Genomic DNA, 22,584 nt, shown 5'->3' on the forward strand with positions numbered 1-22,584 from the left:
TGACATTTCAGAAGGAAAGTCTCCCACTTCTTAACTTTCACAGTTTTTGCAGCGATGCTTTTTAACTTTTTCTACAGCATTCAATATATTCTCATAGCCTGTACAACGACAAAGATTACCTGAAAGTTCTTTTTTAATTTCATCTGTTGTATACTCTTTACTGTCTTCAAGAACAGGTATAGATGCCATAACAGCTCCACATGTACAAAAACCGCATTGGACAGCACCTTCATCAATAAACGCTTCTTGAATATCTGTTATATTTCCATCATCATCCATCAAACCCTCAATTGTACGAATTTCTTTACCCTCTGCCCAAATTGCAAGGTAAATACAAGAATCAAAAGCTTCACCATTTTAAGAACAGTACAAGCCCCACATTCTCCAACCTCACAGCCCTTTTTAACGCTTGTAAGATGAAGATGATTTCTGAGAACATCCGTAAGTGATTCTCTATCATCTATCATAAGTTGTTTAGGTTCATCATTTACTGTGAAATTTAAAATTGTATTAGCCATTGATCATACCTCCCGATAGTCTTATTGATTCCTTTAAAGCCCGTTTACATAATTCGTAAACAAGCTGGAGACGAAAATCTTTAGATGCACGCCAGGAAGTACGTGGATTAACTTCTGTCTTTGCTACTTCTCCAAAAATATTGAACATTTCATCAGATATTTTCATTCCCTTTATAGCTTCTTCAGCTTTTGGACATCTCATAGGAATAGGACCTGCAACCCCAAAGGCAAGATGTACATCGTAAACCACATCTTTTTGCACATTAAGTTTGCAAGTTACACTGCATCCAAGGGTTGCAATATCCATTGCATTACGCATAGAATATTTAATATAATTACCTGTAAAATCCTCATAATTTTCTTTTGTAATATATATAGCCGTAAGTATTTCACCATTTTTTAGACTAACTTTTCCTGGGCCTACATAATACTGCAAAATAGGAATAACTCTCTTCCCATTTGGGCCTTCTATTTCAAGAATAGCATTCAGTGCAAATAACGTCGATGCACTGTCGGCACTTGTAACACCATTTGAAATATTTCCTCCAATTGTGCCAATGTTTCTTAATTGTGGGCCTCCTATTTCATCAACCGCTTCTCCTAAAACAGAAATATATTTTTTAATAATACTGTTTTTGGTTATATGTGAAAAACTCGTAAGAGCGCCTATTTTTATACTACCATTTTCCTCCATCGATACTCCTCTTAGCTGATCTAATCCATAAATACTTATAAGAGAACATCCAGCAAGCTTTCCATGGCGAATCTTAATAAGTACATCACTTCCACCTGCAATAATTACAGCATCAGGGTCATCTACAAGGTGCTGTATTGCATCTTGAGTTGAAGTTGCACTGTATATTTTTCCGATATCATACATTGTTATGTCGCCTCCATCTTTATATCAAATTTTGATTCTTAAATTTTTCTACAAGTCTTTGTGGCGTTAACGGAGCAACATTAAACTGAACTCCTGTAGCATTTAGCACAGCATTTCTAATTGCAGGTGCAATGGGTATTGCAGGCGGTTCTCCTAGTGCCTTGTTACCAAAAGGCCCTGACACATCATATGTTTGCGCAAACTGGGCTTCCAAATGTGGTGTATCCATAATAGTTGGAAATTTATAATCAAGTAAATTGTCATTAAGTAATTTACCAGTCTTTTCATTAAACAATAGCTGCTCACTTAAACCATAACCGAGTCCCATGCTCATACCACCATGTACCTGTGCTTTAGCAAGTGCTGGATTAAGAACTTTACCACAGTCATGAACGTTAATAACTTTAATAACTTTAATTTTACCAACGGGAATATCAACTTCAACATCGACAAAACATACTCCAAAAGAAAATGTATTCGATTTACATTGGTTCGTTTCCTCAGCTGTTATATGAACTGATCTTTCTACATTGTAAAGTGCATGCATAGCAACTTCTTTAAGTGAAGCTAAAACTTCACCAGTTTCCTTATTTATAATGTTATTATCTTTAAGATCAATGTTGCCTGATGGAAGTTTTAAAATGAAATTTGCATGTTCGATTATTTTTTCTTTGAGCTTTATAGCTGTTTTTTTAGCGGCCATCCCCGATACATAGGATTGCCTAGATGCATAAGCACCTGTGTCAAAGGGGGTAATATCCGTATCTTGAGTTGATATCATATGGACATTTTCAATTGGAATATCTAGAACTTCTGATACCATTTGACTAAATACCGTATCTGCCCCCTGACCTATCTCTGTCGCACCCATTTGAACTTGAACAGAACCATCTTGATTAAGCACAATCCTGCAAGATGCTGTTTCGAGTGATATTGGATAAACACCTGTTGCATAACTAAATATTGCCATACCAACCCCTTTTCTTATGGGTCCTGTTTGATTTTGGTATTCTTTAAGTTTATTGTCCCACTCAATATATTTTCTACCTTTTTCGATGCATTCATTAAGACCATTACTATTGCATTTAACCTGATTATCAACAAAACCTACTTTCATAGCATTAAGTTTTCTTATTTCAATCCTGTCTAACCCAAATTTTGTTGCAATATCGTCCATATGGGATTCAAGCGCAAAAGTTATTTGTGGTATCCCATAACCACGCATGGCACCAGATGGAGGCATATTCGTAAATACTGAATACATATCACCTTTAGTTGCAACCGCATCTTGATATATCTGTTTAAATGCGTGGCCAGCTTTATTTGTTACACTATGTCCATGTGATGCATAAGCACCTTTATTCCCATATATCTCAACTTTTCTTGCAACAAATCGTCCATTTGGTCTTAGATAACTTTTTATTTTGATTTTCATGGCAGTACGCACGCGGGTATTAGCAAAATCCTCTTCCCGGGTCAGATCAAGTTTGACACATCTACCACCAACAACCTTACATAAATATGCATTAAGTGGTTCATAAAGAACATCTTGTTTATTTCCAAATCCTCCACCTATATATGGCTTAATAACTCTGATTTTACCCCAATCAACACCAAGTGCTTGACCAATTACACGTCTTGCAATATGAGGAATTTGAGATGATGAAACAACAACAATTCTTTTTCCCTCCTCATATGCATAGGAAATTGGATTTTCAATCTGGCAATGTTTGACGGTCGGAGTTTCGTATTCCCCTTCAAAAACAATAAGTCCTTGTTCTTTTATCGCATTATCATAATTACCCATTTCATAATTTGTATGCGAAAGAATATTATCAGGGTAATCTTCATGAATTGCTTTTGCCCCTTCTTTTAAAGCAGCTTCAATGGACATTAATGGTTTATATTCATCATATTCAACTTTTATAAGATTAATTGCTCTTATTGCCGTTACACTATCTTTAGCAACTACAGCTGCTATGTCATCACCATAGTATCTAACTCTTTGATTAAGTAACTTCCTGTCCGCAATATCCGCATGACTAGGGTCAATTGAAAAAGGATGCCCAGCTGTTGGAAATTTAATATTAGGAACATCAAAACAAGTTACAATTTTTACAACTCCTAGGAGCTTAATTGCCTCTGTAATATCAATAGCCTTAACAAATCCATTAGCTATAGTACTATGAAGAACCTTAGCAACTAGAGAATTATTTAATTGAAAATCATCTGTATATTGTGCACGTCCAGTTACTTTATCAAAAGCATCAACCCTTTTAATACTTTTCCCAATACTCATGTTTTACCTCCTTGTATACTAAATGTGTCATTATTATATTCAATAACCTCTTATTTGATTTTTTATTGTGAAATTGTTTTTGAATCTAAGTTTGAATCTAGCTTAGCTGGTAATTCTTCTTTTAATATAAAATTAAGTAATAGAGCTGACACTGTACCCGCACTTATACCTGAAGAAAAGAAACTTTTAACTGCTGACGGCATACTACTTAAAAAATCTGGCCTTACAGTAACCCCTAACCCTATTCCAATTGAAATAGCAAGAATAAGCATATTTCTATTGTTAAGTTCTACAGCTTTAATAGTCTTAATTCCCGCTGATACTATCATTCCAAACATTATAATACCTGCACCACCTAAAACCGGACTTGGCATAATTGCAATCAGGGCACCAATTTTAGGAAATATACCTAATCCCATTAAAATAATTCCAGCAACAGCAACTACAAATCTACTTGCAACTTTAGTAAGTGGTATAAGTCCCACATTTTGTAAAAATATTGTTTTTTTTCCTATTATACCCTTCGTTAAGATTACCATCTTGATAAATAAAAGTCAATGATTTACAAAATTTTTAACCCCTTAGCTATTTCTGCAGCCTTGGCAAATGGACAAGAAATGGAATTGTTGCATTCCAATATAATTAAGGGCTGTGGTGAATGTTTAAAGCTATGTACAAAAAATACTAAAATCTAAAAAAGCACTGTCAATATTATTGAAACTCAATAATATTGACAGTGCTTTTACTATTTTTAATTTAAAATATTAATATGATTTTAGTTATCCTACATAAATTTTACTTTTGAGGTAGCTCATTATTCCCTAACTTGCCCATCTCCATATATAAGATATTTTGTAGTTGTTAACTGCTCAAGCCCCATTGGGCCCCTAGCATGAAGTTTTTGATTGCTTATACCTATTTCTGCACCAAATCCAAATTCTGCGCCATCTGTAAATCTTGTAGAAGCATTTACATATACACAAGAGGCATCTACTTGCATTAAAAATCTCTGCGAATTTCTATAATTATTAGTTATTATAGCTTCTGAATGTTTTGTTCCGTATTTAAAAATATGGTCAATAGCTTCTTCCATTGACTCAACAACTTTAATTGAAAGTATTAAATCCAAATACTCAGTATCCCAATCCGCGTCGATCGCAGCCTTCGCATCTTTAATAATTTGAATTCCTTTTTCACATATTCTAATTTCCACACCTAATCCATAAAGTCTTTGTGCAAGCCTTGGTAAAAACTCACTAGCAATATTTTCATGTACAAGTAGTGTTTCTACTGCATTACATACTCCCGGTCTTTGAGTTTTAGCGTTAACTACTATTTCTTCCGCCATACCTAAATCAGCCTCTGAATCCACATATATATGACAAATACCTAGCCCTGTCTCGATTACTGGTACAGTAGCATTTGCTATAATGGCTTTTTTAAGTCCAGCGCCACCTCTAGGAATAATTACATCTACGTAATCATTAAGCTTTACTAACTTATTTACTAATTCTCTATCCACCATTTCAATAAGCTGAATACACCCTTCTGGTAGTCCTGCGAAAGTAGCAGCTTTTTTAATAACTTTAGCTAAAGCCATATTAGTATTTATAGCCTCTGAACCTCCTCTGAGTATTATTGAATTACCTGCCTTTAAGCATAAAGCTGCTGCATCTACAGTTACATTTGGCCTTGACTCATATATCATACCTATAACGCCCAATGGAACTCTTACCATGGAAATATCTAAATCATTTGGTCTTTTCCATCTTTTTATTCCGTCACCTATAGGATCAGGAAGTGATGCAACATTTTTAAGTCCCTCAGCCATATTTTCAATTCTCTGCTGATTAATCATTAATCTATCCAGCATTGCAACAGACAAATTATTTTTCTTACCTAATTCCATATCCTTAATATTTGCTTCAATTATAGCGTTTTCACTGTTTATTAAAGCTTTTGCCATATGTAAAAGTGCATTATTTTTCGCATTAGTGCTAGCAGTAACCATGATTCTAGACGCATCTTTAGCACGTCTGCCTATATTTATAATATAATCTTCAAAATTCAATTTTTCTCCTCCTTGGCGCTTTATAGCATAGATAACAGCTATGCTATTACAATGTGTATCCTATTCTATCTCCCGCTCATGGTTTTTGTATTTCTTTCGAATAATGTCCCTACTTCACGACCTTCTAAAATATCATTAATAATATTAGGTTCAGAGCCTTCCGCAATAATCATAGAGGCATTTGCAGCTACTACAATTTCTGCTGCCTTAATCTTAGTTGCCATACCCCCAGTTCCAAGATTTGACCCTACACCTTCTGCAGATTCCTTAATTTCATCAGTTATCTCAGATACATTATAAATGATTTTCGCATCAGAATTTGTCCTAGGGTTTGAGTCGTACAATCCATCAATATCAGAAAGTATTATCAATAAATCCGCACCTATTAGACTTGTTACCATTGCAGATAATGTGTCATTGTCTCCAAACATTATTTCATCAACGATTACAGCATCATTTTCATTTACTACAGGTATAACCCCCTGAGATAATAACGTCAAAAACGTATTATGGGCATTTAGATATCTTGTATTATCTACGATATCCTCTTTTGTTAAAAGAATCTGTGCTATAGTCTTTCCATACTCTGAAAAAAACTTTTCATACATGTGAATTAAAATGCCTTGACCTACAGCGGCCGCTGCCTGCTTTTCTGGTATTGTTTCCGGCCTAACCGTAAACCCTAATTTCCCCATGCCTGCTCCTATAGCCCCAGAGGTGACTAGTACAACCTGAATTCCTTGATTATGAATATCTGCCAATTGTCTTATAAGATTTTCAATACGTTTAAAATTTAATAATCCTGTAGAGTGGGTTAATGTTGAAGTTCCTACCTTTACCACAATTTTTGTTACACCTTTTAAATATTCTTTTCTACTGTTCATATAACCACTCCCCATCTCATTCTAATATTTAATTTAATTTTCTGTTTTTATAAATTTACCATACTTTTTAAAATTTTAAAAGATATTTTATACATAATACTAATTTAATTTTACACCATATAAATTACCAGGGTTAATTAATTTATAAAATTTTGATTTTTAGGATGAGGTTATTTAAGTAGAGTTTTGTATCATAGTGAATTTAATGATATAATTAATCTATTGTCATTAGCCATCTAAAAAATAGACTATCATGCTTACTAGTTATTTTTTTAAGATGCCTTAGTTAATGACTAAATAAAAAATGTAAAGTAGGAAGATTAAAATGAGAAATGCAAAATTAGAAAGAGCAATAGTTAGAATAGATAATGAGATTTCCGCTATGAACATAGCTAAGAAATACTTATCAAATTTAGATGAAATTAAAAATGTACAACACACTTTAAATAATAAAAGACAGCTACTCGCGGACGAATTGTATGTTGAAGACAAAAAATGTTATGAAAAGTGTTGTGACGTTATAGACGACATGCTAGATAAAGAGCTAGGAAAAGAAGACCAAATAGAATTACTTGAAATGATTAGGGAAAATTTCGGAAGACAATCCCCGAACGTAAGCAAGAAAAGTAGTGGCCTTAATGCCTGGTTAAAAGAACTTTGCATTGAATACCATTGGATTAAAAATGAAGAAACTGATTGGGATATGGTTGTTATTACCGGATTTGGGTTATATGAATAATTACCAAATTTTAGATTACAACTAAGTCCCTAATTATAATTAACCGCCATGTTGAGTCAACATGGTGGTAATTGATTTATAATAAAAAACTGCTTATAAAATAAGCAGTTTTTTATATTTCCTTTATTTACCTACCACTGGAACCCTTTTAGCATCGTCTTTCTTCATTTTCTTATTATTATCACCTTTAGGCTGAGCTTGCGGTCTACTCATTCCTTTTTTCGCCATAATTTTTCCTCCTTAAATTTATTTTAATATGCCTCATTACCTTTATTATCTTTTACATATTATTTTGTTTAATACTAATACATTTTATTATTTATTCTTTCCTCTAATTTTATCATTAATCTGTATGACTTCCTCTTCATTTAAACTTGTTAAGTTTAAAATTTCAATCATGCCCTTGCCTTCTTCAAGCAAATTTTTTATATTTTCAACTTCCTCTTCATGCTGACCTTTTGGCAATTTTGTTTTTTTCATAAACTTTTATTTACCTCCTCTAAACTTTAATAAAATATTGTAATATCTTATTTTTACCTAGAAGATAACTTTTATTCTAAAACTATTAAATATGAAGATAAAATGTGAATACATTATAATCCATATTTAATAATATGTAGACTATATTCTATATATTTTATAGTATTAATAATCTCATATTTGTAAAATATATTAACATATTATTAAAAAGGGAGGTCTTTTAATATGCGTGAAGGATTAATTCCAACTATGTTAGGTGCAGTTGTTACTACGGCTGGAGCATCATTTTCAAAAAACAGTATGAATAAAAAAAATAAGCTTCCTATGATTGAAGCAGGTGTTATTGGCTTCGGGCTTGCTCACATTGTGTTAGGAGCAATTGATTTGGTTGAGCACAGACGATAACTTACTTTGTTACATTTGTCTAAATATTAAAAAGTCTTTCTAATTTCAAAAAAATAATTTAGAATAAACGAAAAAGCTGATTAGAAATTTTACTTTCTAATCAGCTTTTTTATAGTATCTAATCTCTAAATTCCCCATAAAACCTTTTTACAATATTTACTAATTAATGTTATAATAGTATTAGTATAATAATTTCATTATAGAAATGTTAGTATATCTAATAATTGAGGAGTTGTTTATATGATTTTAATTAAAAATGCCAATATACACAGTATGGCAAATAAGGATTTTGAAAATGGAATGATTTTAATCGATCATGGTAAAATTATTGCTATTGCAAATGACGTAAATCCACCCCGTAACGCAGAAATTATCGATGTTAAAAATAAGTTTGTTATGCCAGGAATGATTGATGCACACTGCCATCTTGGAATGTGGGAAGACGGAATGGGCTTTGAAGGTGCTGATGGTAATGAGGCTGTTGACCCAGTTACCCCTCATTTAAGAGCAATCGACGCTATTAATCCTATGGACATATGTTTCAAAGATGCAATCGACGCTGGAATAACAACCGTTGCAACTGGTCCAGGTAGTGCCAATGTAATTGGTGGACAGTTTACGGTTATTAAAACCTATGGAAATAGAATTGATGATATGATTGTAAATGAGTGTCTTGCTATGAAAGTCGCCTTTGGTGAAAATCCTAAAAGGGTATATCATGCTCAGAAAAAATCCCCCAGCACAAGAATGGGCACTGCTGCTATTTTAAGAGAAAATCTTATTAAGGCAAAGATGTATATAGAAAAACAAAATAAAGCCTTAGAAAATCCTGATAAAATGCCTGAATTTGACATGAAAATGGAAGCTTTAGCAAAGGTCATAAAAAAAGAAATACCTCTAAAAGCTCATGCTCATAGAGCTGATGATATCCTTACTGCTCTTCGAATCGCAAAGGAATTTAATATAGATATAACCCTTGATCATTGCACAGAAGGCCACTTAATTATAGATTATTTAAAAGAAGGCATTCAAAAGGGTGTAATATTAGGTCCTTCGCTTTCTAATAGATCAAAAGTAGAACTTAAAAATTTAACTTTTAAAACGCCTGGAATTTTATCAAAAGCAGGTATAAAAGTAGCCATAATGACAGACCATCCTGTTATCCCACTTCAATATCTCCCAGTATGTGCTGGCATTGCGTCAAGAGAGGGTATGGATGAAGAAGAGGCCCTTAAGGCAATAACTATAAATGCTGCAGAAATACTTGGCATAGATGGCATTGTTGGAAGCTTGGAAATTGGAAAGGATGCCGATATTGTTATATATAGTGGACATCCCTTTGATTTAAGAAGTAAAGTAGCATTGGTAATGGTTAATGGTGAAATTGTAAAAAATGAAATTTCAAAGGAATTTTAAATGAATTTTAAAGGCTGTCAACATAATATTTATGTTAACAGCCTTTATTTTGTAATGAGATTTAAAAGAAATTTTATATATTAACGTTGCTTTTTAATTCTACCTTTTTTGATGCAATCAAGAAAATTACCATTGCTGCAATTGCTCCTATAATCCCGATCGTATATGAAATACTTTGTGAAAGTTTAAACCCCTCTGGGGCAATTAAGATGTAAGAAGTACATACGGCTGTCATAAATGTAGCCGGCACCGTTGCCATCCAGTGTTTTTTACCCATACTAACCATATACATACCTGCTGTCCATAATACTATAGTAGCTAAAGTTTGATTAGACCATCCAAAGTATCTCCATATTATTGCAAAATCCATCTTAGTTAATATGAATCCTACCACAAATAGTGGAATACTAATTACAAATCTATTTTTAATAGGACCTTGACTAAATTTAAATGCATCAGCCAAAGTTAATCTTGCACTTCTAAACGCTGTATCACCAGACGTTATAGGACATGCTACAACCCCAAGTATAGCCAAGATTCCACCAACTTTTCCAAGCAAACTAATTGAAGATTCGTTTACTACCCATGCTGCTGTATGACCACTAATCGCCATAGTAGCATTTAACTGGTCTACTCCTCCAAAGAAACTCATTGCTGCCGCTGCCCAAATTAATGCAACTATACCTTCCACGATCATTGAACCATAAAATATTTTTTTACCTTGTTTTTCACTACTTATACACCTTGCCATCAAAGGCGATTGAGTTGCATGGAACCCCGAAATAGCACCACAAGCAATAGTTATGAATAACATAGGAAATATTGGATTTTTATCTGAATTTGAATGCATATTAACCAAATTTGATAATGTTACTTCTGGAATATGGTACCCACCAAAGATTAAAGCAAAAGCAATACCAACTGCCATAATCAACAAGCAAAATCCAAATATAGGATATATTTTTCCAATAAGCTTATCTATCGGAACCATTGTTGCCAGTAAATAATATGCGAATATTATATAAACTAATAGTTGAAAATTCATACCTGTTAAATCTTTTAATATACCTGCTGGTCCAGTTACGAAAACTACTCCTACTAGTATTAAAACTATTACTGAAAACACTCTCATAAAGTTTTGAAATCCTTTACCAAGATATTTCCCTACAACTTCAGGAATACTTGCACCATCATGTCTTACTGATAGCATACCCGAAAAATAATCATGAACTCCACCTGCAAAGATGCATCCGAAGACAATCCACAAAAATGCAACCGGGCCCCACATTGCACCTGCAATCGCTCCAAATATAGGTCCTAATCCCGCAATGTTAAGAAATTGAATTAAGAAAATCTTCCATCCAGGCATTTCAACAAAATCTACACCATCCGCTAGCCTTACAGCGGGTGTTTTAATTGACTCGTCTGCTCCAAAAGCTTTTTCTACAATTGTACCGTAAATAAAATAACCTGCTATAAGAGCTATAATTGCTAAAATAAATGATACCATTTGAACTCCTCCTAATTATTTATCAACTAAATTATAATGTATTTTTAAGAATTGAATACGCTTTCAAACATGAAACGACAAAAAAAGCACATAAAGTGCTTTTATATACCCATTGTTTTGTAAATATGCAATATATGGTCTATGACTTAAAAGCTCGTTAATATACTATTTTGTAACAACCCTCCTTATTTTCATATGCCTTAAATCATCTCCTGCGGAGCTGCATATTAACGACTTCAGAAGGAGATTTATACTCCCACTGAAGTTTTCTATTTGTTAGGGCAAGTAACTCCTACTTTTAGTAGGTACTCCCGCTTATAGAAGTAGGAGACTTTCCTTCTGAAATGTCGTTAAACTAAGTGTTATATACTAACGTTACTTTTTACTTCTACCTTTTTTGCTGCAATCAAAAAAATTACCATCGCTGCAATTGCTCCTATAATCCCAACTGGGTATGAAATACTTTGAGAAAGCTTAAATCCCTCTGGTGCAATTAAAATATAGGAAGCACATACCGCTGTCCATAAGACTATAGTAGCTAAAGTTTGATTAGACCACCCAAAGTATCTCCATATTATTGCAAAATCCATCTTAGTTAATATGAACCCTATCACAAATAGTGGAATACTAATTAGAAATCTATTTTTAATAGGGCCTTGATTAAATTTAAATGCATCAGCTATAGTTAATCTTGCACTTCTAAATGCTGTATCACCAGAAGTTATAGGACAAGCCACAACTCCAAGTATAGCCAATACTCCACCAACTTTACCAAGTAACCCAATTGAAGATTCATTTACTACCCATGCAGCTGTATGATCTTTTATTGCCATAGTAGCATTTAACTGGTCTACTCCTCCAAAGAAGCTCATTGCTGCAGCTGCCCAAATTAATGCAACTATACCTTCTACTATCATAGCACCATAGAATATTTTCTTACCTTGTTTTTCACTACTTATGCATCTTGCCATTAAAGGTGATTGAGTTGCATGGAAGCCTGAAATAGCTCCACAAGCAATAGTTATAAATAACATAGGAAATGTTGGATTTTCACCTGGGTTTGAATGCATATTCATTAAATTAGCTGGTGTTACTTCTGGAATATGGTATCCTCCAAAAATTAATGCACCAGCAACACCAACTGCCATAAATAACAAACAAAAACCAAAAATAGGATATATTTTCCCTATAAGCTTATCAATTGGAAGCATTGTTGCCAGTACATAATATACAAATATTATATAAATTAATGTTTGAAAGTTCATTCCTGTTAAACCTTTTAAAATACTTGCTGGTCCAGTTACAAAAACCACCCCTACAAGTATTAAAAGTATCACCGAAAACACTCTCATGAATTTTTGAAAGCCTTTACCGAGATATTTCCCTACAACTTCTGGTATACTTGCGCCATCATGTCTTACTGATAGCATACCTGAAAAATAATCATGGACTCCCCCTGCAAATATACATCCAAAGACAATCCACAAAAATGCTGATGGCCCCCACATTGCACCTGCAATTGCCCCAAATATAGGCCCTAACCCCGCTATGTTAAGAAATTGAATCAAGAAAATTTTCCAGGCGGGCATCTGAACAAAATCTACACCATCTTCTAGCCTTATAGCTGGAGTTTGAGTTGTTTCATCTGCCCCAAAGGCCTTTTCTACAATGGTACCATAAATAAAATAACCTACTATAAGGGCGATAATTGCTAAAATAAACGATATCATTTTAACCCCTCCTCAATATTTATAATTATATTTCAATACATTAGCATAATTATATTATATTGACATAATCATAATATATTATTAAGAATTAAATACAGTTTTATACATAAAAAAACAAAAAGCGCATGGAGTACTTTTATATGCCCATTAGTTGTTTAAACTCAATTATATTATTTCTACTTACCGGTATATGTACTTTTTCACCTTGCAATTTTAACATAAAAGTATTGTTAAACCATGGAATTATTTCAGTTATTTTATCAGTATTTATAATATATGATCTATGACCTCTAAAAAAGAATTCTTCTGGAAGCTTTTTATAGAACTCAGAAATGCTACAATTTATATTGTATTGCATTCCTTTAATATAAATTAATGTTTCTCTTTCTCTTGCTTCACAATAAGAAATATCAATCATACTCCTCACCATCATTTTATTATCTTTCCAAAGTGTTATTTTATTATTTATACTTTTTTTATCGAAAAATTTCTCAATATTTTTTAATGTACTAACTATACGCTCTTCTGAATACGGCTTTAAGATATAATCATAAGCCTGAATTTCAAATGCATCTACAGCATAATCTTTATGAGCCGTAATAAAAATGATAAGGTAATTTTTCGGGAAGTGATTAATAATTTTACCTAATGCCATTCCATCTAATTTAGGCATATTGATATCCAAAAAAATAATATCCGGTTTGTTTTTCTCAATAAACTCTAATGCCTTAATAGAATCATCAAATTCATCCATTATTTTTATACTACTGAAATTGTTTATGAAATACTTTAGCTCTTCTCTTGAAGGATATTCATCATCAACAATAATACAATTCATATCATCACTCCCTTATTTCCCTCACATTGAAATTGATTCTAGTACCACTCGTAAGTCTTTCTATCCTTAATCCTTCACCATAAATATACTTTAATCTATTATGAACATTTGACATGCCTATTTTATTTTCTTCCATTCTACCTTCATAGACTTTTTCTATAATCTCTTTTGAAATTCCAACTCCATCATCTTCAATTACTATTGTAATGTCACCAGCCGCAACTTTTTTAATTTCAATTGTCACGCCGCCGTATCCTTTACCCTCTAAAATACCATGTTTAATAGAATTTTCAACTATTGGTTGAATAATCAGATTTGGAATCTTGACATCTAAATCGTCTTCAATATTATAAACTACATGAAGTTTTTCTCCAAACCTTGCTTTTTCTATCTCTATATATGCTTTAACCTGCTCTAGTTCACGGTAAATATCTACGAGATTTTCTCCTGTTTCTAAATTATACCTCAAGTAAGTGGATAAATTTATAATTAACTCTCTTGCACGGTTAGGATCAAGTCTAATAAATGAAATTATAGTATTTAGTGCATTAAATAAAAAATGAGGGTTTATCTGAGCTTGTAACGCCTTTATTTCAGCCTTATTTGCCATATTCTTTAGCTCTCCTAATTTACTAATTTCTAATTGAGTAGAAATTAGTTGGGATAATCCTACGGCTAAGTTTATATTTCTAAAGGAAATTGCATCCTCGCTGCAATAATATATTTTTAATGTTCCTATCATTTCGTCTCCTTCCTTCAACGGAGCAATGATTGCGGATTTCAAATTGCACTTAACATTAGGACAATCTATCTCTTTTGCATTAGTTAAAGAAAGTAAGTTTCCCTCTCTAATAACTTTTTTTGTAGCTCCTGTTACAATCCGTTTTCCTCTTATATGATGATCAGCTCCTACACCTACATGAGCTAATATATACTCCTTATTTGTTATAGATACTGCATCTGAATGAATTGAATCTTTTATTATTCCACATATCTCTTCAAATGAATTTTCTTGCATTTTTCTAAAATATGGCAATGTTTTATTAGCTATTTCCAAAGCTATTTGTGCTTGTTTTGCTGCGATTTCTTCCTTTTCCTTATGTATTTTTTGAATTATTAATATTAAGATTGCGATTCCTATGGCATTTGTAAAGCTCATAGGTAAATATATACTTTCCACAATTGTTAAGGCCCTACTAAAAGGATGTGCCATCACAAGTATTAAAATCATTTCTAACGTTTCAATTAGAATCCCACCAATTAGCCCATACAACCACTTGTTATTTTCATTTGATTTTTTATATATTATACTTACAACTATTCCTGAAATTATAGTTACGATTGTACAAGGTATTGATGTAATCCCTCCTACATCTACTAGTAGCCTGTGGATTCCAGCTATAACCCCTGCAAGTATTCCTACAAAAGGACCACATAATATTCCCCCTGCCATTACTCCAATAATTCTAGTATTAGCAATCGCTCCATTAAACTCTGTTCCCGTGTAGGTCCCTAAAATTCCAAATGTTCCAAAAATTATTGAGAGCATAATTAGATCTTTTTTTTTGAACTCATCTTTTTGAACGATCCTCTTAAAGCTCCCTATCCTAGAAACAAAAAAAGCAATAAGAATCACATACCCTAAATTATTAGTAAGATTTCTTAACAATTCGATCATACATATTAACTCCATTTCACCCAATATATCTAAAAATAACTAGCCTAGTCTATTTTTCACACATGATTAAAGAAGGCTTTATAAATAGTATATACAACATTCTATAATATATAAAGATATATTATCTATGCTATAATTACTATAAGGTTATTTTTAATTAATACGAAATGTTGGAATACTTTAAATAGCCTTTATACATTATTCTATTAATTGTAAATATACACCTAGGTGATAACTACAGGAGGGTCTCTAATGCGAATGATTTTTTTTGATACAGAAACTACTGGCATAAGGCCAGGGAATATATGTCAACTAAGTTATATCCTTGTTGATACTAATTATAAACCAACAAAAACAATAGGTAAAAATATCTTCTTTACAGTAGATTATATAGAGCCATCTGCGCAAGATGTGCATGGTTTCAGTGTAGAAGCTTTATTTAAACTAAGCAATGGCAAAACTTTTGAAGATTCTCACGAAGATTTTATTGATGACTTTTTAACCGCAGACATTCTTATAGGACACAATGTTAATTTTGATATAAAATTTTTAACTCATGAACTTGAAAGTTGTGGGCATAAGCTAAATCTTAGCCATACTTTTTGTACAATGAAATATTATAAAGATATATGCAAACTTCTTACTTCAAGAGGTGGATATAAAAACCCAAAATTATCAGAAACTATTAAATTTCTTAACTTAAATGAGACTCATATAAATTTAAAAAGCAATGAATATTTTGGAGATACTTCAAATTTTCACGATGCTAGATTTGATACCACTGCAACCTATTTGCTAGTTACAGAAGGTATTAAGAAAGGCTTTATCCCTAAACATTATTTTTCAAAGCTTGTTAAATAATTTATAATGAAAAGATAGAATAATCGTACATTATTCTATCTTTTCAAAGAGTTTTTCAAATCCACTCCACATCTCCATATTAACTTTTTTAAGATTTACAACTCTAAATTTTTCATTAACAAAAGCATGAGTTGTACTGCCTTTAGCTAAAATTTTCCCGTCATTTTCTCTAATAACATTATAATTGAATATTACCTTAGCCCCATTTAGCTCTTTCATGAATGTTTGAATTATAATTATATCTTCATATTTTGCACCTTCTATGTACCTACAAGAGCTCTCTACCACTGGTAACATAATATTATTTTCTTCCACCTGTTTATAGGTCATGCCTATTTCTGTTATATACTCCGTTCTACCTACTTCAAACCAAGCGTAATAATTTGAATGATGCACAATCGCCATTTGATCCGTCTCTACATACCTTACTTTTAATTTCGTTTCATTGATATACATTTTCATTTCTCCAGTCTTCATTTGTATTAAACTCTAAACATTATTAGAATTCATATATTATACCATCGCAAAATATCCTTTTAATAACCTTATTATATACATATATTTGAATTGTATCACCCTTTTTCAAGTATAACTCTACAGGCAAATTAAGATCACATACAAAATTTCCTGATTTTATTTTTAGTTTTGTCCTGTGAATATGGTTTCTTCCCGCCAAATCTGCAATGTCTGCCCCTAATAGCCACCCCTGTCCTGAGGTCATGCTATCAATTTGTATTCTTGGATAATCAATAATCTTTGCAACCATAGGAATATCATTTCCTATTTTTTCATTACTAACATATACTGTATCCTCATTCATAATTATTGAATCATTTTCAATTATAACATTATTAATATCCACCAAGAAATATGCATTGATCTCTTCATTTGGGATGCTTTTATAATGAAATTTTTCTTCACAACGTAATATTCTAAGATATACCAATTTCAACAATTCTTCATAAGTATTATCTTTAAATTTTCCAAATTCTTTTCTCATTACATTATCTATGCTTTTGCTTAATCTTAGTTCATTAATTTTCCCTAAAATGTTTTTACAGCCCAAAAAGCTAGCTAACTCCAATTTTATTTTGCTTTTATTAAAATCCTTCTCTTCCAACTTAATATCTGTGTTAGCAACCATAAATACACTTGTATATTGTGGATATGCAGATTGAATAAATCCTAAATATTTCCTATTTCTATCGTATACATTAAAAGGCATATTACGTCACTTCCTCCTAAATTATTTTTAAATCATATAAAAAATATTCCATCCTCTATTTAAAATTGTTAAATACAAATTTCACAAAATATTATTTTACTTAATTACTTAAAAAGGTAAAAATATCTCTACTATTTATAGTAACTTCCTCATGCAAATATTTTTATGATTATTAGGTTATATTATTATATAACCCTAATATAAAAGGAGGTAATACTTATGGACAATAATAAAAGTCACATGAAAACTGATAAAAAAACTAACGCCGAACTGAGAAAAATGTTCCCCCAAAGCGGTGGTGATATAGGAATTGAAAATGGCGTGAAAATTGATGCAAATAATGACAAATTGACTAAACGCTCTAAATTATCTCATAATAAATAATATTTTTATCGTTAGAAAAACTCCAGAATGTTTCTGGAGTTTTTTAGTTTGTAGTTTCCACTTCACTAGTTCCTTCTACATAAGGGTTATTCCTAGGTAAATTTAACTGTGACCTGCTCCAATAACAGATAACTTTGTGATAAGCATCTTAGTATTATGTTAGATTATACGAAAAAATAATATTACTTATTAATTTCACTACCTTATGCACTTTTACAATTCCCTAGAAAATAAGTGCAAAGCCCTATAAAACCAAAGTTTTATAGGGCTTTGCACTTATTTATACTATCTTCTAAAAGATGAATTATCATTTTGTTGTTTTCTTGCTCTTCTGCAATCAACACATCTTTGTGGTTCATTTTCAAATCCTTTTTCTTTGTAGAAAGCTTGTTCGCCCTCAGTGAATACGAATTCTTTCCCACAGTCTTTACAAATTAAGTTTTTGTCTTCCATTTTAAATATTCCTCCTTTTATTTGGAAATTAAAATCTAAATTTGATTAACAATAATTTCCTTAAAAGAGGATATGCTGTTTATCATATTAGATTCTCTAGATAGCAATTATTAATTACTATTATATACTTATATTAACATATTATGAATGCATGTACAATATTTTTTTACTTTTTTATACAATCATTTTTTTATATCATTATAAAATCATACCATAGTGAAATAATATTTATCTCTATCCTTTAAATCATCTCCTGGGTAGCTGCACAGCTTTGAAGAACTCCAGAAGGATATTTATAATCCCACTGAAGTTTTATTTTTGCTAGGGTAGTTACCTCCCGCTTATAGAAGTAGTAGACTTTCCTTCTGAAATGTGGTTAAAATGCAAAATTACCACTCTTAAATATAGGTATTTCTTTTCCATCTGCTGTAATACCTATTATTTGCAAATCTCCTGTGCCAACCATAAAATCTTCATGCACAAAGGAATCATTGACCCCTAGTTTTGCAAGTTCCTCACTACTTAAATTTTCACCATTTTTTATGCATACTGGATATGCTTTCCCAATAGCCAAATGGCAAGATGCATTTTCGTCAAAAAGCGTATTGTAAAATAGTATATTTGAATTTGATATTGGAGAATCATATGGTACTAAAGCCACTTCACCAAGATAATAAGATCCTTCATCGGTTTCAATAATGCTCTTTAAAATATCATAACCATTTTTTGCTTTAAAATCTACAATTCTTCCCTGCTTAAAAGTAAGTGAAAATTCTTCAATTAGATTTCCATTATAGTTTAAAGGTTTTGAGCTTACTACTATTCCATTAACTCCAGTTTTTTTAGGAAGTGTAAATACCTCTTCAGTAGGCATATTAGCTATAAACTCTATGCCCTCTGGGGTATAATCTGATCCTCCAAGCCATAAATGATTTTCTGGAAGCTCAATTTTAAGATCAGTACCCAATGAATTTTTATATTGCAAATATTTAAAGTTATTCAAATTTAAAAAGTCCATACTTTTTTTTAGATTGCTTTTGTGAGTTTCCCATGAAGCAACAGGATCCTCTGTATCAACCCTTACTGTTTTAAATATAGAGTTCCAAAGTTTTTCCATTGCCTTATCCTCTGATAGTTCTGGAAAAACTTTTTTTGCCCAGGATAAAGTTGGAATTGATGCAACACACCATACATTTTTATTACTCATAAGCCTATCTCTGTATTCTTTTATTGCAGTACTAGCTGCTTTATGTGCTTTTGACAATCTCTGCGGATTAACATCCTTCATAAGTTCAGGATCAGAGGCTGAAATACTTAAGAAAGCTGCGCCCATTCGTGCATTAGATAAGTAAAAATCTCTCTGCCATTCCGGATATTCTTCAAAAACCTCTTCTGGCGCATGCATGAATTTAATTTTTGAGGATAATTCATCCCTCCAATTTATAATTACTTCCCTAGCACCCTCTATATAAGCACTTCGAGAAACAATTCTAGTAAAAGACGCGCACTCTATAGGCGAGTTGATTACAAGTGTTTGATTCTTTTGAATGTTAATTCCTGTTTTTACCAATAAAAGAGCATATTTTTCTAATAATTCATTATTCATAATTTATTTTTAGCGAGTAAGTGTACAACAAGTACTCAAATTCACTAAATACTCACTTCCTTCCAATATCTCGTGTAGCCTTCTGCACGGATTGATTTTGCTTACTTTATTTATAATTTATTATTAGTACATCCAAGAAAATTATACCATAAAAAACAGCGTATGAAATCTAATGTTTAGTTTCATCTATCTGCTTTTCTATTTACTTCAATGATAATAATCTTTATAACCGCTATACTAGTAATATTATTATTATTATATAAAGATAATTATGAGAACTAAATTAAAACAATTATCTCAAAATAATCATATCTGACTTTTACTTAAATATAATTTATTTAAAAACATGAATTTTTATGATTTTGGTTATACTACATTTAAACCGATAATTATTTTACTAATAAGGAGGATTTTTCATGAAATCAAAAATTGTACTATTAACATCAGCTCTATTAACTGTATTGTTTGTAGGATGCGCTAAGCAACCTGCACCCCCAAAACAAACAACACCGCCAGAAACAACCCCAAATGTAGTAACCACAGCTTCAATAGTAAATACTACAGCTACTTTTGAAAAGGCTATAAGTAGCAAGGGGACATGGATTATTGCAATAACAAAGGATTTAGCTATTGATAAAGATCTTGTAGTTGATGGTGAGTATAAAAACGGTAAAAAAGATGATAGTGGCAAAGATATTATACAACGTAAGATAGCTCTATACAGCCAAGATGAGAATAAAAACATAACTGCTAGATTCACTTTAACTGTTCCAAAATTAACTATCAATAGTGTTAACGGCAGTATAGAACATGGGACTTTCAAAGGTGATCTTTATGTTTCTGCAAATAACTTTCAGTTAAAAGATGCTACCGTTGACGGAAATATATATTTTACTACTGATGAAGCTAAATCTACATTTAAAATGGATGCCAAAAGTAAATTGACAGGAAAAACGGAATTAAAAAAATAGTATAGTATCACAAATATTAAACCATTAAAAAATCGCGTTTTTTAATGGTTTAATTTTATTTTGAAATTTTGCAGGCATGTAGTTCTCTTTAACTACTTACAATTACTTATATATAAAACAATAAAGATTCCTTAGAAGTATGTTTTAAATTAGAAAAGGTAGTAACATAAAATGTTATTTTACATAATAATATATTGTGTATAACTTTTATAAGGAGATTTTTATGAAAAATTATTCAATGGACTGTAATAATATGAAAGAAATGAACCCTACGATGCCTATGAATCAAATGGATCCCATGATGCCTATGATGTCAATGATGCCTATGAATCAAATGAATCCTATGATGTCAATGATGCCTATGATGCCTATGATGTCAACGATGCCTATGAATCAAATGACACCAATGGATCATATGATGCAGAACTGTATGATGCATATGATGTGTATGATGTGTATGATGCATATGCATCATATGATGCCTATGCCCGATAAAGATAATGTAAAAAAATAATCTTTTACTTAGATCCAAGCAAAATCATATGATCAGGCTAAGTCACATAAATAATCTAAGTGACTTAGTTTTTTTGTTCTTCCATGTTTATTTTTCCATAATTACCTTTCCAAATTCTTATGAAACTGCCCCCTCATTCTCGCTGTATATCATATACTTTAAAGACATATCACATGGTTCCATTTCTAAGCACTTTACTTTCTATATTAAGCTTTATTGGCTCTTTAATTCTACTGTTTATTCTACTATGCTATACTCATACTAACTAAGCATATAGAATAAGGAGTGTATAAAATGAATGAAGAACAAAAAATGCTAAATGGTGAAATATATAATGCCTATGATGAAGATTTAGTACTCTTAAGAAATAAAGCTAGGCATCTTACAAAATTATATAATAATACAGACCCCGAGGAAACAATCGAGCGAATAAATATTATTAAAAAACTACTTGGAGAAATAGGCGACAATTTTGAAATAGAACCTCCCTTTCATTGTGATTATGGCACTAATATTAAAATTGGAGAAAATTTCTATGCAAATTTCAATTTTTTGGTTTTAGATGATGGACCAGTAAAAATTGGACATGATGTATTATGTGCTCCTAATGTAAGCATATTTACTGCAACTCATTTAATTGATCCAAAATTAAGACCCAAAAATGCTGATTATACAAAAGCTGTAACTATAGGAAATAATGTATGGATTGGCGGTGGCTCTATAATAAATCCTGGTGTAACCATTGGAGATAATAGCGTAATAGGTTCTGGTAGCGTGGTTACAAAAAATATTCCAGCTAATGTTATCGCTGTTGGAAATCCTTGTAGAATAATAAAAAATATTGATTAATTAATAAAAGTTTCCTAATATAGTACTAACAACTGTTGTATCAACATCTCCGCCTTTAAATTGAAATCCGATAATTAAATAAATTACAATTGATATTAAAAATGCTGGATATTCAAAAAACTACTGAAATATATATTTCAGTAGTTCACTATCTGGCTTTTGCCAATTTTTTTATTCACATTCTTTTGTAACCTAAGTTCAACTTCTTCTTATCTTAGTTATAATTGCATATTATAATATTTTACACCCAAATGTTCAAATACTTCAACTTAT

General features: G+C 31.6%; 21 protein-coding genes and 2 pseudogenes. 8 read left to right on the top strand and 15 right to left on the bottom strand.

Features of this window, described 5'->3' with window-relative positions:
* Positions 1–30 precede the first annotated feature (30 nt).
* The 6 genes and pseudogenes from xdhC to proB form a co-directional block, all read right to left on the bottom strand.
* A pseudogene (gene xdhC, locus ACWJKP_RS17400) lies at positions 31–518 on the bottom strand (xanthine dehydrogenase subunit XdhC).
* Positions 511–1,398 carry a xanthine dehydrogenase subunit XdhB gene (xdhB, locus tag ACWJKP_RS17405; RefSeq protein WP_165412648.1) on the bottom strand — a complete coding sequence of 296 codons (888 nt, stop codon included), beginning with the start codon at positions 1,396–1,398 and terminating at the stop codon, positions 511–513. Before xdhB ends, xdhC begins: the two are co-directional and overlap by 8 nt.
* A 19-nt stretch (positions 1,399–1,417) precedes the next feature.
* Complete coding sequence (gene xdhA, locus ACWJKP_RS17410) at positions 1,418–3,697, bottom strand: xanthine dehydrogenase subunit XdhA (protein ID WP_165412647.1); 2,280 nt, start codon at positions 3,695–3,697, stop codon at positions 1,418–1,420.
* 62 nt (positions 3,698–3,759) lie between these two features.
* Positions 3,760–4,200: pseudogene (locus tag ACWJKP_RS17415) on the bottom strand (solute carrier family 23 protein); the annotation flags it as partial.
* Between the two features lie 311 nt (positions 4,201–4,511).
* A complete protein-coding gene (locus ACWJKP_RS17420) occupies positions 4,512–5,768 on the bottom strand; it encodes a glutamate-5-semialdehyde dehydrogenase (protein ID WP_165412646.1) in 1,257 nt (418 codons plus the stop codon).
* Between the two features lie 65 nt (positions 5,769–5,833).
* Complete coding sequence (gene proB / locus ACWJKP_RS17425; protein ID WP_165412645.1) at positions 5,834–6,652, bottom strand: glutamate 5-kinase; 819 nt, start codon at positions 6,650–6,652, stop codon at positions 5,834–5,836.
* A 325-nt stretch (positions 6,653–6,977) separates the two neighbouring features.
* Here proB and ACWJKP_RS17430 point away from each other — a divergent pair, with 325 nt between their 5' ends.
* Positions 6,978–7,391 carry a hypothetical protein gene (locus tag ACWJKP_RS17430; RefSeq protein WP_165412644.1) on the top strand — a complete coding sequence of 138 codons (414 nt, stop codon included), beginning with the start codon at positions 6,978–6,980 and terminating at the stop codon, positions 7,389–7,391.
* Positions 7,392–7,706: 315 nt separating this feature from the next.
* On the opposite strand, the gene ACWJKP_RS17435 is transcribed toward ACWJKP_RS17430, so the two are convergent.
* Complete coding sequence (locus ACWJKP_RS17435) at positions 7,707–7,871, bottom strand: hypothetical protein (protein WP_165412643.1); 165 nt, start codon at positions 7,869–7,871, stop codon at positions 7,707–7,709.
* A gap of 225 nt (positions 7,872–8,096) precedes the next feature.
* Here ACWJKP_RS17435 and ACWJKP_RS17440 point away from each other — a divergent pair, with 225 nt between their 5' ends.
* Together ACWJKP_RS17440 and ACWJKP_RS17445 are read left to right on the top strand one after the other, a co-directional pair.
* Positions 8,097–8,276 carry an asparagine synthase gene (locus ACWJKP_RS17440; protein WP_165412642.1) on the top strand — a complete coding sequence of 60 codons (180 nt, stop codon included), beginning with the start codon at positions 8,097–8,099 and terminating at the stop codon, positions 8,274–8,276.
* A gap of 240 nt (positions 8,277–8,516) precedes the next feature.
* The gene (locus ACWJKP_RS17445) at positions 8,517–9,692 is read left to right on the top strand and encodes an amidohydrolase (RefSeq protein ID WP_165412641.1); all 1,176 of its coding nucleotides are present in this window, start codon (positions 8,517–8,519) and stop codon (positions 9,690–9,692) included.
* A 73-nt stretch (positions 9,693–9,765) separates the two neighbouring features.
* Here the strand turns inward: ACWJKP_RS17445 and ACWJKP_RS17450 are convergent, their stop codons facing one another.
* From ACWJKP_RS17450 to ACWJKP_RS17465, 4 genes are all read right to left on the bottom strand, one after another.
* Entirely contained in the window at positions 9,766–11,202 is a 1,437-nt protein-coding gene (locus ACWJKP_RS17450; RefSeq protein ID WP_165412640.1) for a carbon starvation CstA family protein, read from the bottom strand.
* Between the two features lie 362 nt (positions 11,203–11,564).
* On the bottom strand, positions 11,565–12,932 hold the full coding sequence (locus ACWJKP_RS17455) for a carbon starvation CstA family protein (RefSeq protein ID WP_165412639.1): 1,368 nt from the start codon (positions 12,930–12,932) through the stop codon (positions 11,565–11,567).
* A gap of 136 nt (positions 12,933–13,068) precedes the next feature.
* On the bottom strand, positions 13,069–13,770 hold the full coding sequence (locus ACWJKP_RS17460) for a LytR/AlgR family response regulator transcription factor (protein WP_165412638.1): 702 nt from the start codon (positions 13,768–13,770) through the stop codon (positions 13,069–13,071).
* Between the two features lie 4 nt (positions 13,771–13,774).
* On the bottom strand, positions 13,775–15,448 hold the full coding sequence (locus tag ACWJKP_RS17465) for a sensor histidine kinase (protein WP_165412637.1): 1,674 nt from the start codon (positions 15,446–15,448) through the stop codon (positions 13,775–13,777).
* A 252-nt stretch (positions 15,449–15,700) separates the two neighbouring features.
* On the opposite strand from ACWJKP_RS17465, the gene ACWJKP_RS17470 reads away from it, so the two are divergent.
* Positions 15,701–16,309, top strand: a complete 609-nt coding sequence (locus tag ACWJKP_RS17470; protein ID WP_165412636.1) for a 3'-5' exonuclease — start codon at positions 15,701–15,703, stop codon at positions 16,307–16,309.
* Between the two features lie 30 nt (positions 16,310–16,339).
* Here ACWJKP_RS17470 and ACWJKP_RS17475 read toward each other — a convergent pair whose 3' ends face one another.
* Positions 16,340–16,765: an acyl-CoA thioesterase gene (locus ACWJKP_RS17475; RefSeq protein ID WP_165412635.1), complete on the bottom strand. Its 426-nt coding sequence runs from the start codon at positions 16,763–16,765 to the stop codon at positions 16,340–16,342.
* 43 nt (positions 16,766–16,808) lie between these two features.
* On the bottom strand, positions 16,809–17,534 hold the full coding sequence (locus ACWJKP_RS17480) for a hypothetical protein (protein ID WP_462961332.1): 726 nt from the start codon (positions 17,532–17,534) through the stop codon (positions 16,809–16,811).
* A 219-nt stretch (positions 17,535–17,753) separates the two neighbouring features.
* Between ACWJKP_RS17480 and ACWJKP_RS17485 the strand changes: the two genes are divergently transcribed.
* Positions 17,754–17,918 carry a hypothetical protein gene (locus tag ACWJKP_RS17485; RefSeq protein ID WP_165412633.1) on the top strand — a complete coding sequence of 55 codons (165 nt, stop codon included), beginning with the start codon at positions 17,754–17,756 and terminating at the stop codon, positions 17,916–17,918.
* A 285-nt stretch (positions 17,919–18,203) separates the two neighbouring features.
* Here the strand turns inward: ACWJKP_RS17485 and ACWJKP_RS17490 are convergent, their stop codons facing one another.
* Both ACWJKP_RS17490 and ACWJKP_RS17495 read right to left on the bottom strand, forming a co-directional pair.
* The gene (locus tag ACWJKP_RS17490; RefSeq protein WP_165412632.1) at positions 18,204–18,371 is read right to left on the bottom strand and encodes a zinc-ribbon domain-containing protein; all 168 of its coding nucleotides are present in this window, start codon (positions 18,369–18,371) and stop codon (positions 18,204–18,206) included.
* A gap of 376 nt (positions 18,372–18,747) precedes the next feature.
* Positions 18,748–19,977 carry an aminopeptidase gene (locus ACWJKP_RS17495; RefSeq protein ID WP_187351415.1) on the bottom strand — a complete coding sequence of 410 codons (1,230 nt, stop codon included), beginning with the start codon at positions 19,975–19,977 and terminating at the stop codon, positions 18,748–18,750.
* A 416-nt stretch (positions 19,978–20,393) separates the two neighbouring features.
* On the opposite strand from ACWJKP_RS17495, the gene ACWJKP_RS17500 reads away from it, so the two are divergent.
* The 3 genes from ACWJKP_RS17500 (at position 20,394) to ACWJKP_RS17510 (ending at position 22,311) form a co-directional block, all read left to right on the top strand.
* Positions 20,394–20,948: a hypothetical protein gene (locus ACWJKP_RS17500; RefSeq protein WP_165412631.1), complete on the top strand. Its 555-nt coding sequence runs from the start codon at positions 20,394–20,396 to the stop codon at positions 20,946–20,948.
* A 223-nt stretch (positions 20,949–21,171) separates the two neighbouring features.
* A complete protein-coding gene (locus ACWJKP_RS17505; protein WP_462961333.1) occupies positions 21,172–21,462 on the top strand; it encodes a hypothetical protein in 291 nt (96 codons plus the stop codon).
* Positions 21,463–21,756: 294 nt separating this feature from the next.
* Complete coding sequence (locus ACWJKP_RS17510; RefSeq protein WP_462961334.1) at positions 21,757–22,311, top strand: sugar O-acetyltransferase; 555 nt, start codon at positions 21,757–21,759, stop codon at positions 22,309–22,311.
* Positions 22,312–22,584 lie beyond the last annotated feature (273 nt).

It is taken from the genome of Clostridium sp. CM037 (assembly GCF_055081095.1).

What these genes read in the sequence shown, in the direction of transcription:
- xdhB (WP_165412648.1), bottom strand. Translation starts at nt 1,398, where the DNA reads ATGTATGATATCGGAAAAATATACAGTGCAACTTCAACTCAAGATGCA.
- xdhA (WP_165412647.1), bottom strand. Translation starts at nt 3,697, where the DNA reads ATGAGTATTGGGAAAAGTATTAAAAGGGTTGATGCTTTTGATAAAGTA.
- proB (WP_165412645.1), bottom strand. Translation starts at nt 6,652, where the DNA reads ATGAACAGTAGAAAAGAATATTTAAAAGGTGTAACAAAAATTGTGGTA.
- ACWJKP_RS17430 (WP_165412644.1), top strand. Translation starts at nt 6,978, where the DNA reads ATGAGAAATGCAAAATTAGAAAGAGCAATAGTTAGAATAGATAATGAG.
- ACWJKP_RS17435 (WP_165412643.1), bottom strand. Translation starts at nt 7,871, where the DNA reads ATGAAAAAAACAAAATTGCCAAAAGGTCAGCATGAAGAGGAAGTTGAA.
- ACWJKP_RS17440 (WP_165412642.1), top strand. Translation starts at nt 8,097, where the DNA reads ATGCGTGAAGGATTAATTCCAACTATGTTAGGTGCAGTTGTTACTACG.
- ACWJKP_RS17445 (WP_165412641.1), top strand. Translation starts at nt 8,517, where the DNA reads ATGATTTTAATTAAAAATGCCAATATACACAGTATGGCAAATAAGGAT.
- ACWJKP_RS17450 (WP_165412640.1), bottom strand. Translation starts at nt 11,202, where the DNA reads ATGGTATCATTTATTTTAGCAATTATAGCTCTTATAGCAGGTTATTTT.
- ACWJKP_RS17455 (WP_165412639.1), bottom strand. Translation starts at nt 12,932, where the DNA reads ATGATATCGTTTATTTTAGCAATTATCGCCCTTATAGTAGGTTATTTT.
- ACWJKP_RS17460 (WP_165412638.1), bottom strand. Translation starts at nt 13,770, where the DNA reads ATGAATTGTATTATTGTTGATGATGAATATCCTTCAAGAGAAGAGCTA.
- ACWJKP_RS17465 (WP_165412637.1), bottom strand. Translation starts at nt 15,448, where the DNA reads ATGATCGAATTGTTAAGAAATCTTACTAATAATTTAGGGTATGTGATT.
- ACWJKP_RS17470 (WP_165412636.1), top strand. Translation starts at nt 15,701, where the DNA reads ATGCGAATGATTTTTTTTGATACAGAAACTACTGGCATAAGGCCAGGG.
- ACWJKP_RS17475 (WP_165412635.1), bottom strand. Translation starts at nt 16,765, where the DNA reads ATGTATATCAATGAAACGAAATTAAAAGTAAGGTATGTAGAGACGGAT.
- ACWJKP_RS17480 (WP_462961332.1), bottom strand. Translation starts at nt 17,534, where the DNA reads ATGCCTTTTAATGTATACGATAGAAATAGGAAATATTTAGGATTTATT.
- ACWJKP_RS17485 (WP_165412633.1), top strand. Translation starts at nt 17,754, where the DNA reads ATGGACAATAATAAAAGTCACATGAAAACTGATAAAAAAACTAACGCC.
- ACWJKP_RS17490 (WP_165412632.1), bottom strand. Translation starts at nt 18,371, where the DNA reads ATGGAAGACAAAAACTTAATTTGTAAAGACTGTGGGAAAGAATTCGTA.
- ACWJKP_RS17495 (WP_187351415.1), bottom strand. Translation starts at nt 19,977, where the DNA reads ATGAATAATGAATTATTAGAAAAATATGCTCTTTTATTGGTAAAAACA.
- ACWJKP_RS17500 (WP_165412631.1), top strand. Translation starts at nt 20,394, where the DNA reads ATGAAATCAAAAATTGTACTATTAACATCAGCTCTATTAACTGTATTG.
- ACWJKP_RS17505 (WP_462961333.1), top strand. Translation starts at nt 21,172, where the DNA reads ATGAAAAATTATTCAATGGACTGTAATAATATGAAAGAAATGAACCCT.
- ACWJKP_RS17510 (WP_462961334.1), top strand. Translation starts at nt 21,757, where the DNA reads ATGAATGAAGAACAAAAAATGCTAAATGGTGAAATATATAATGCCTAT.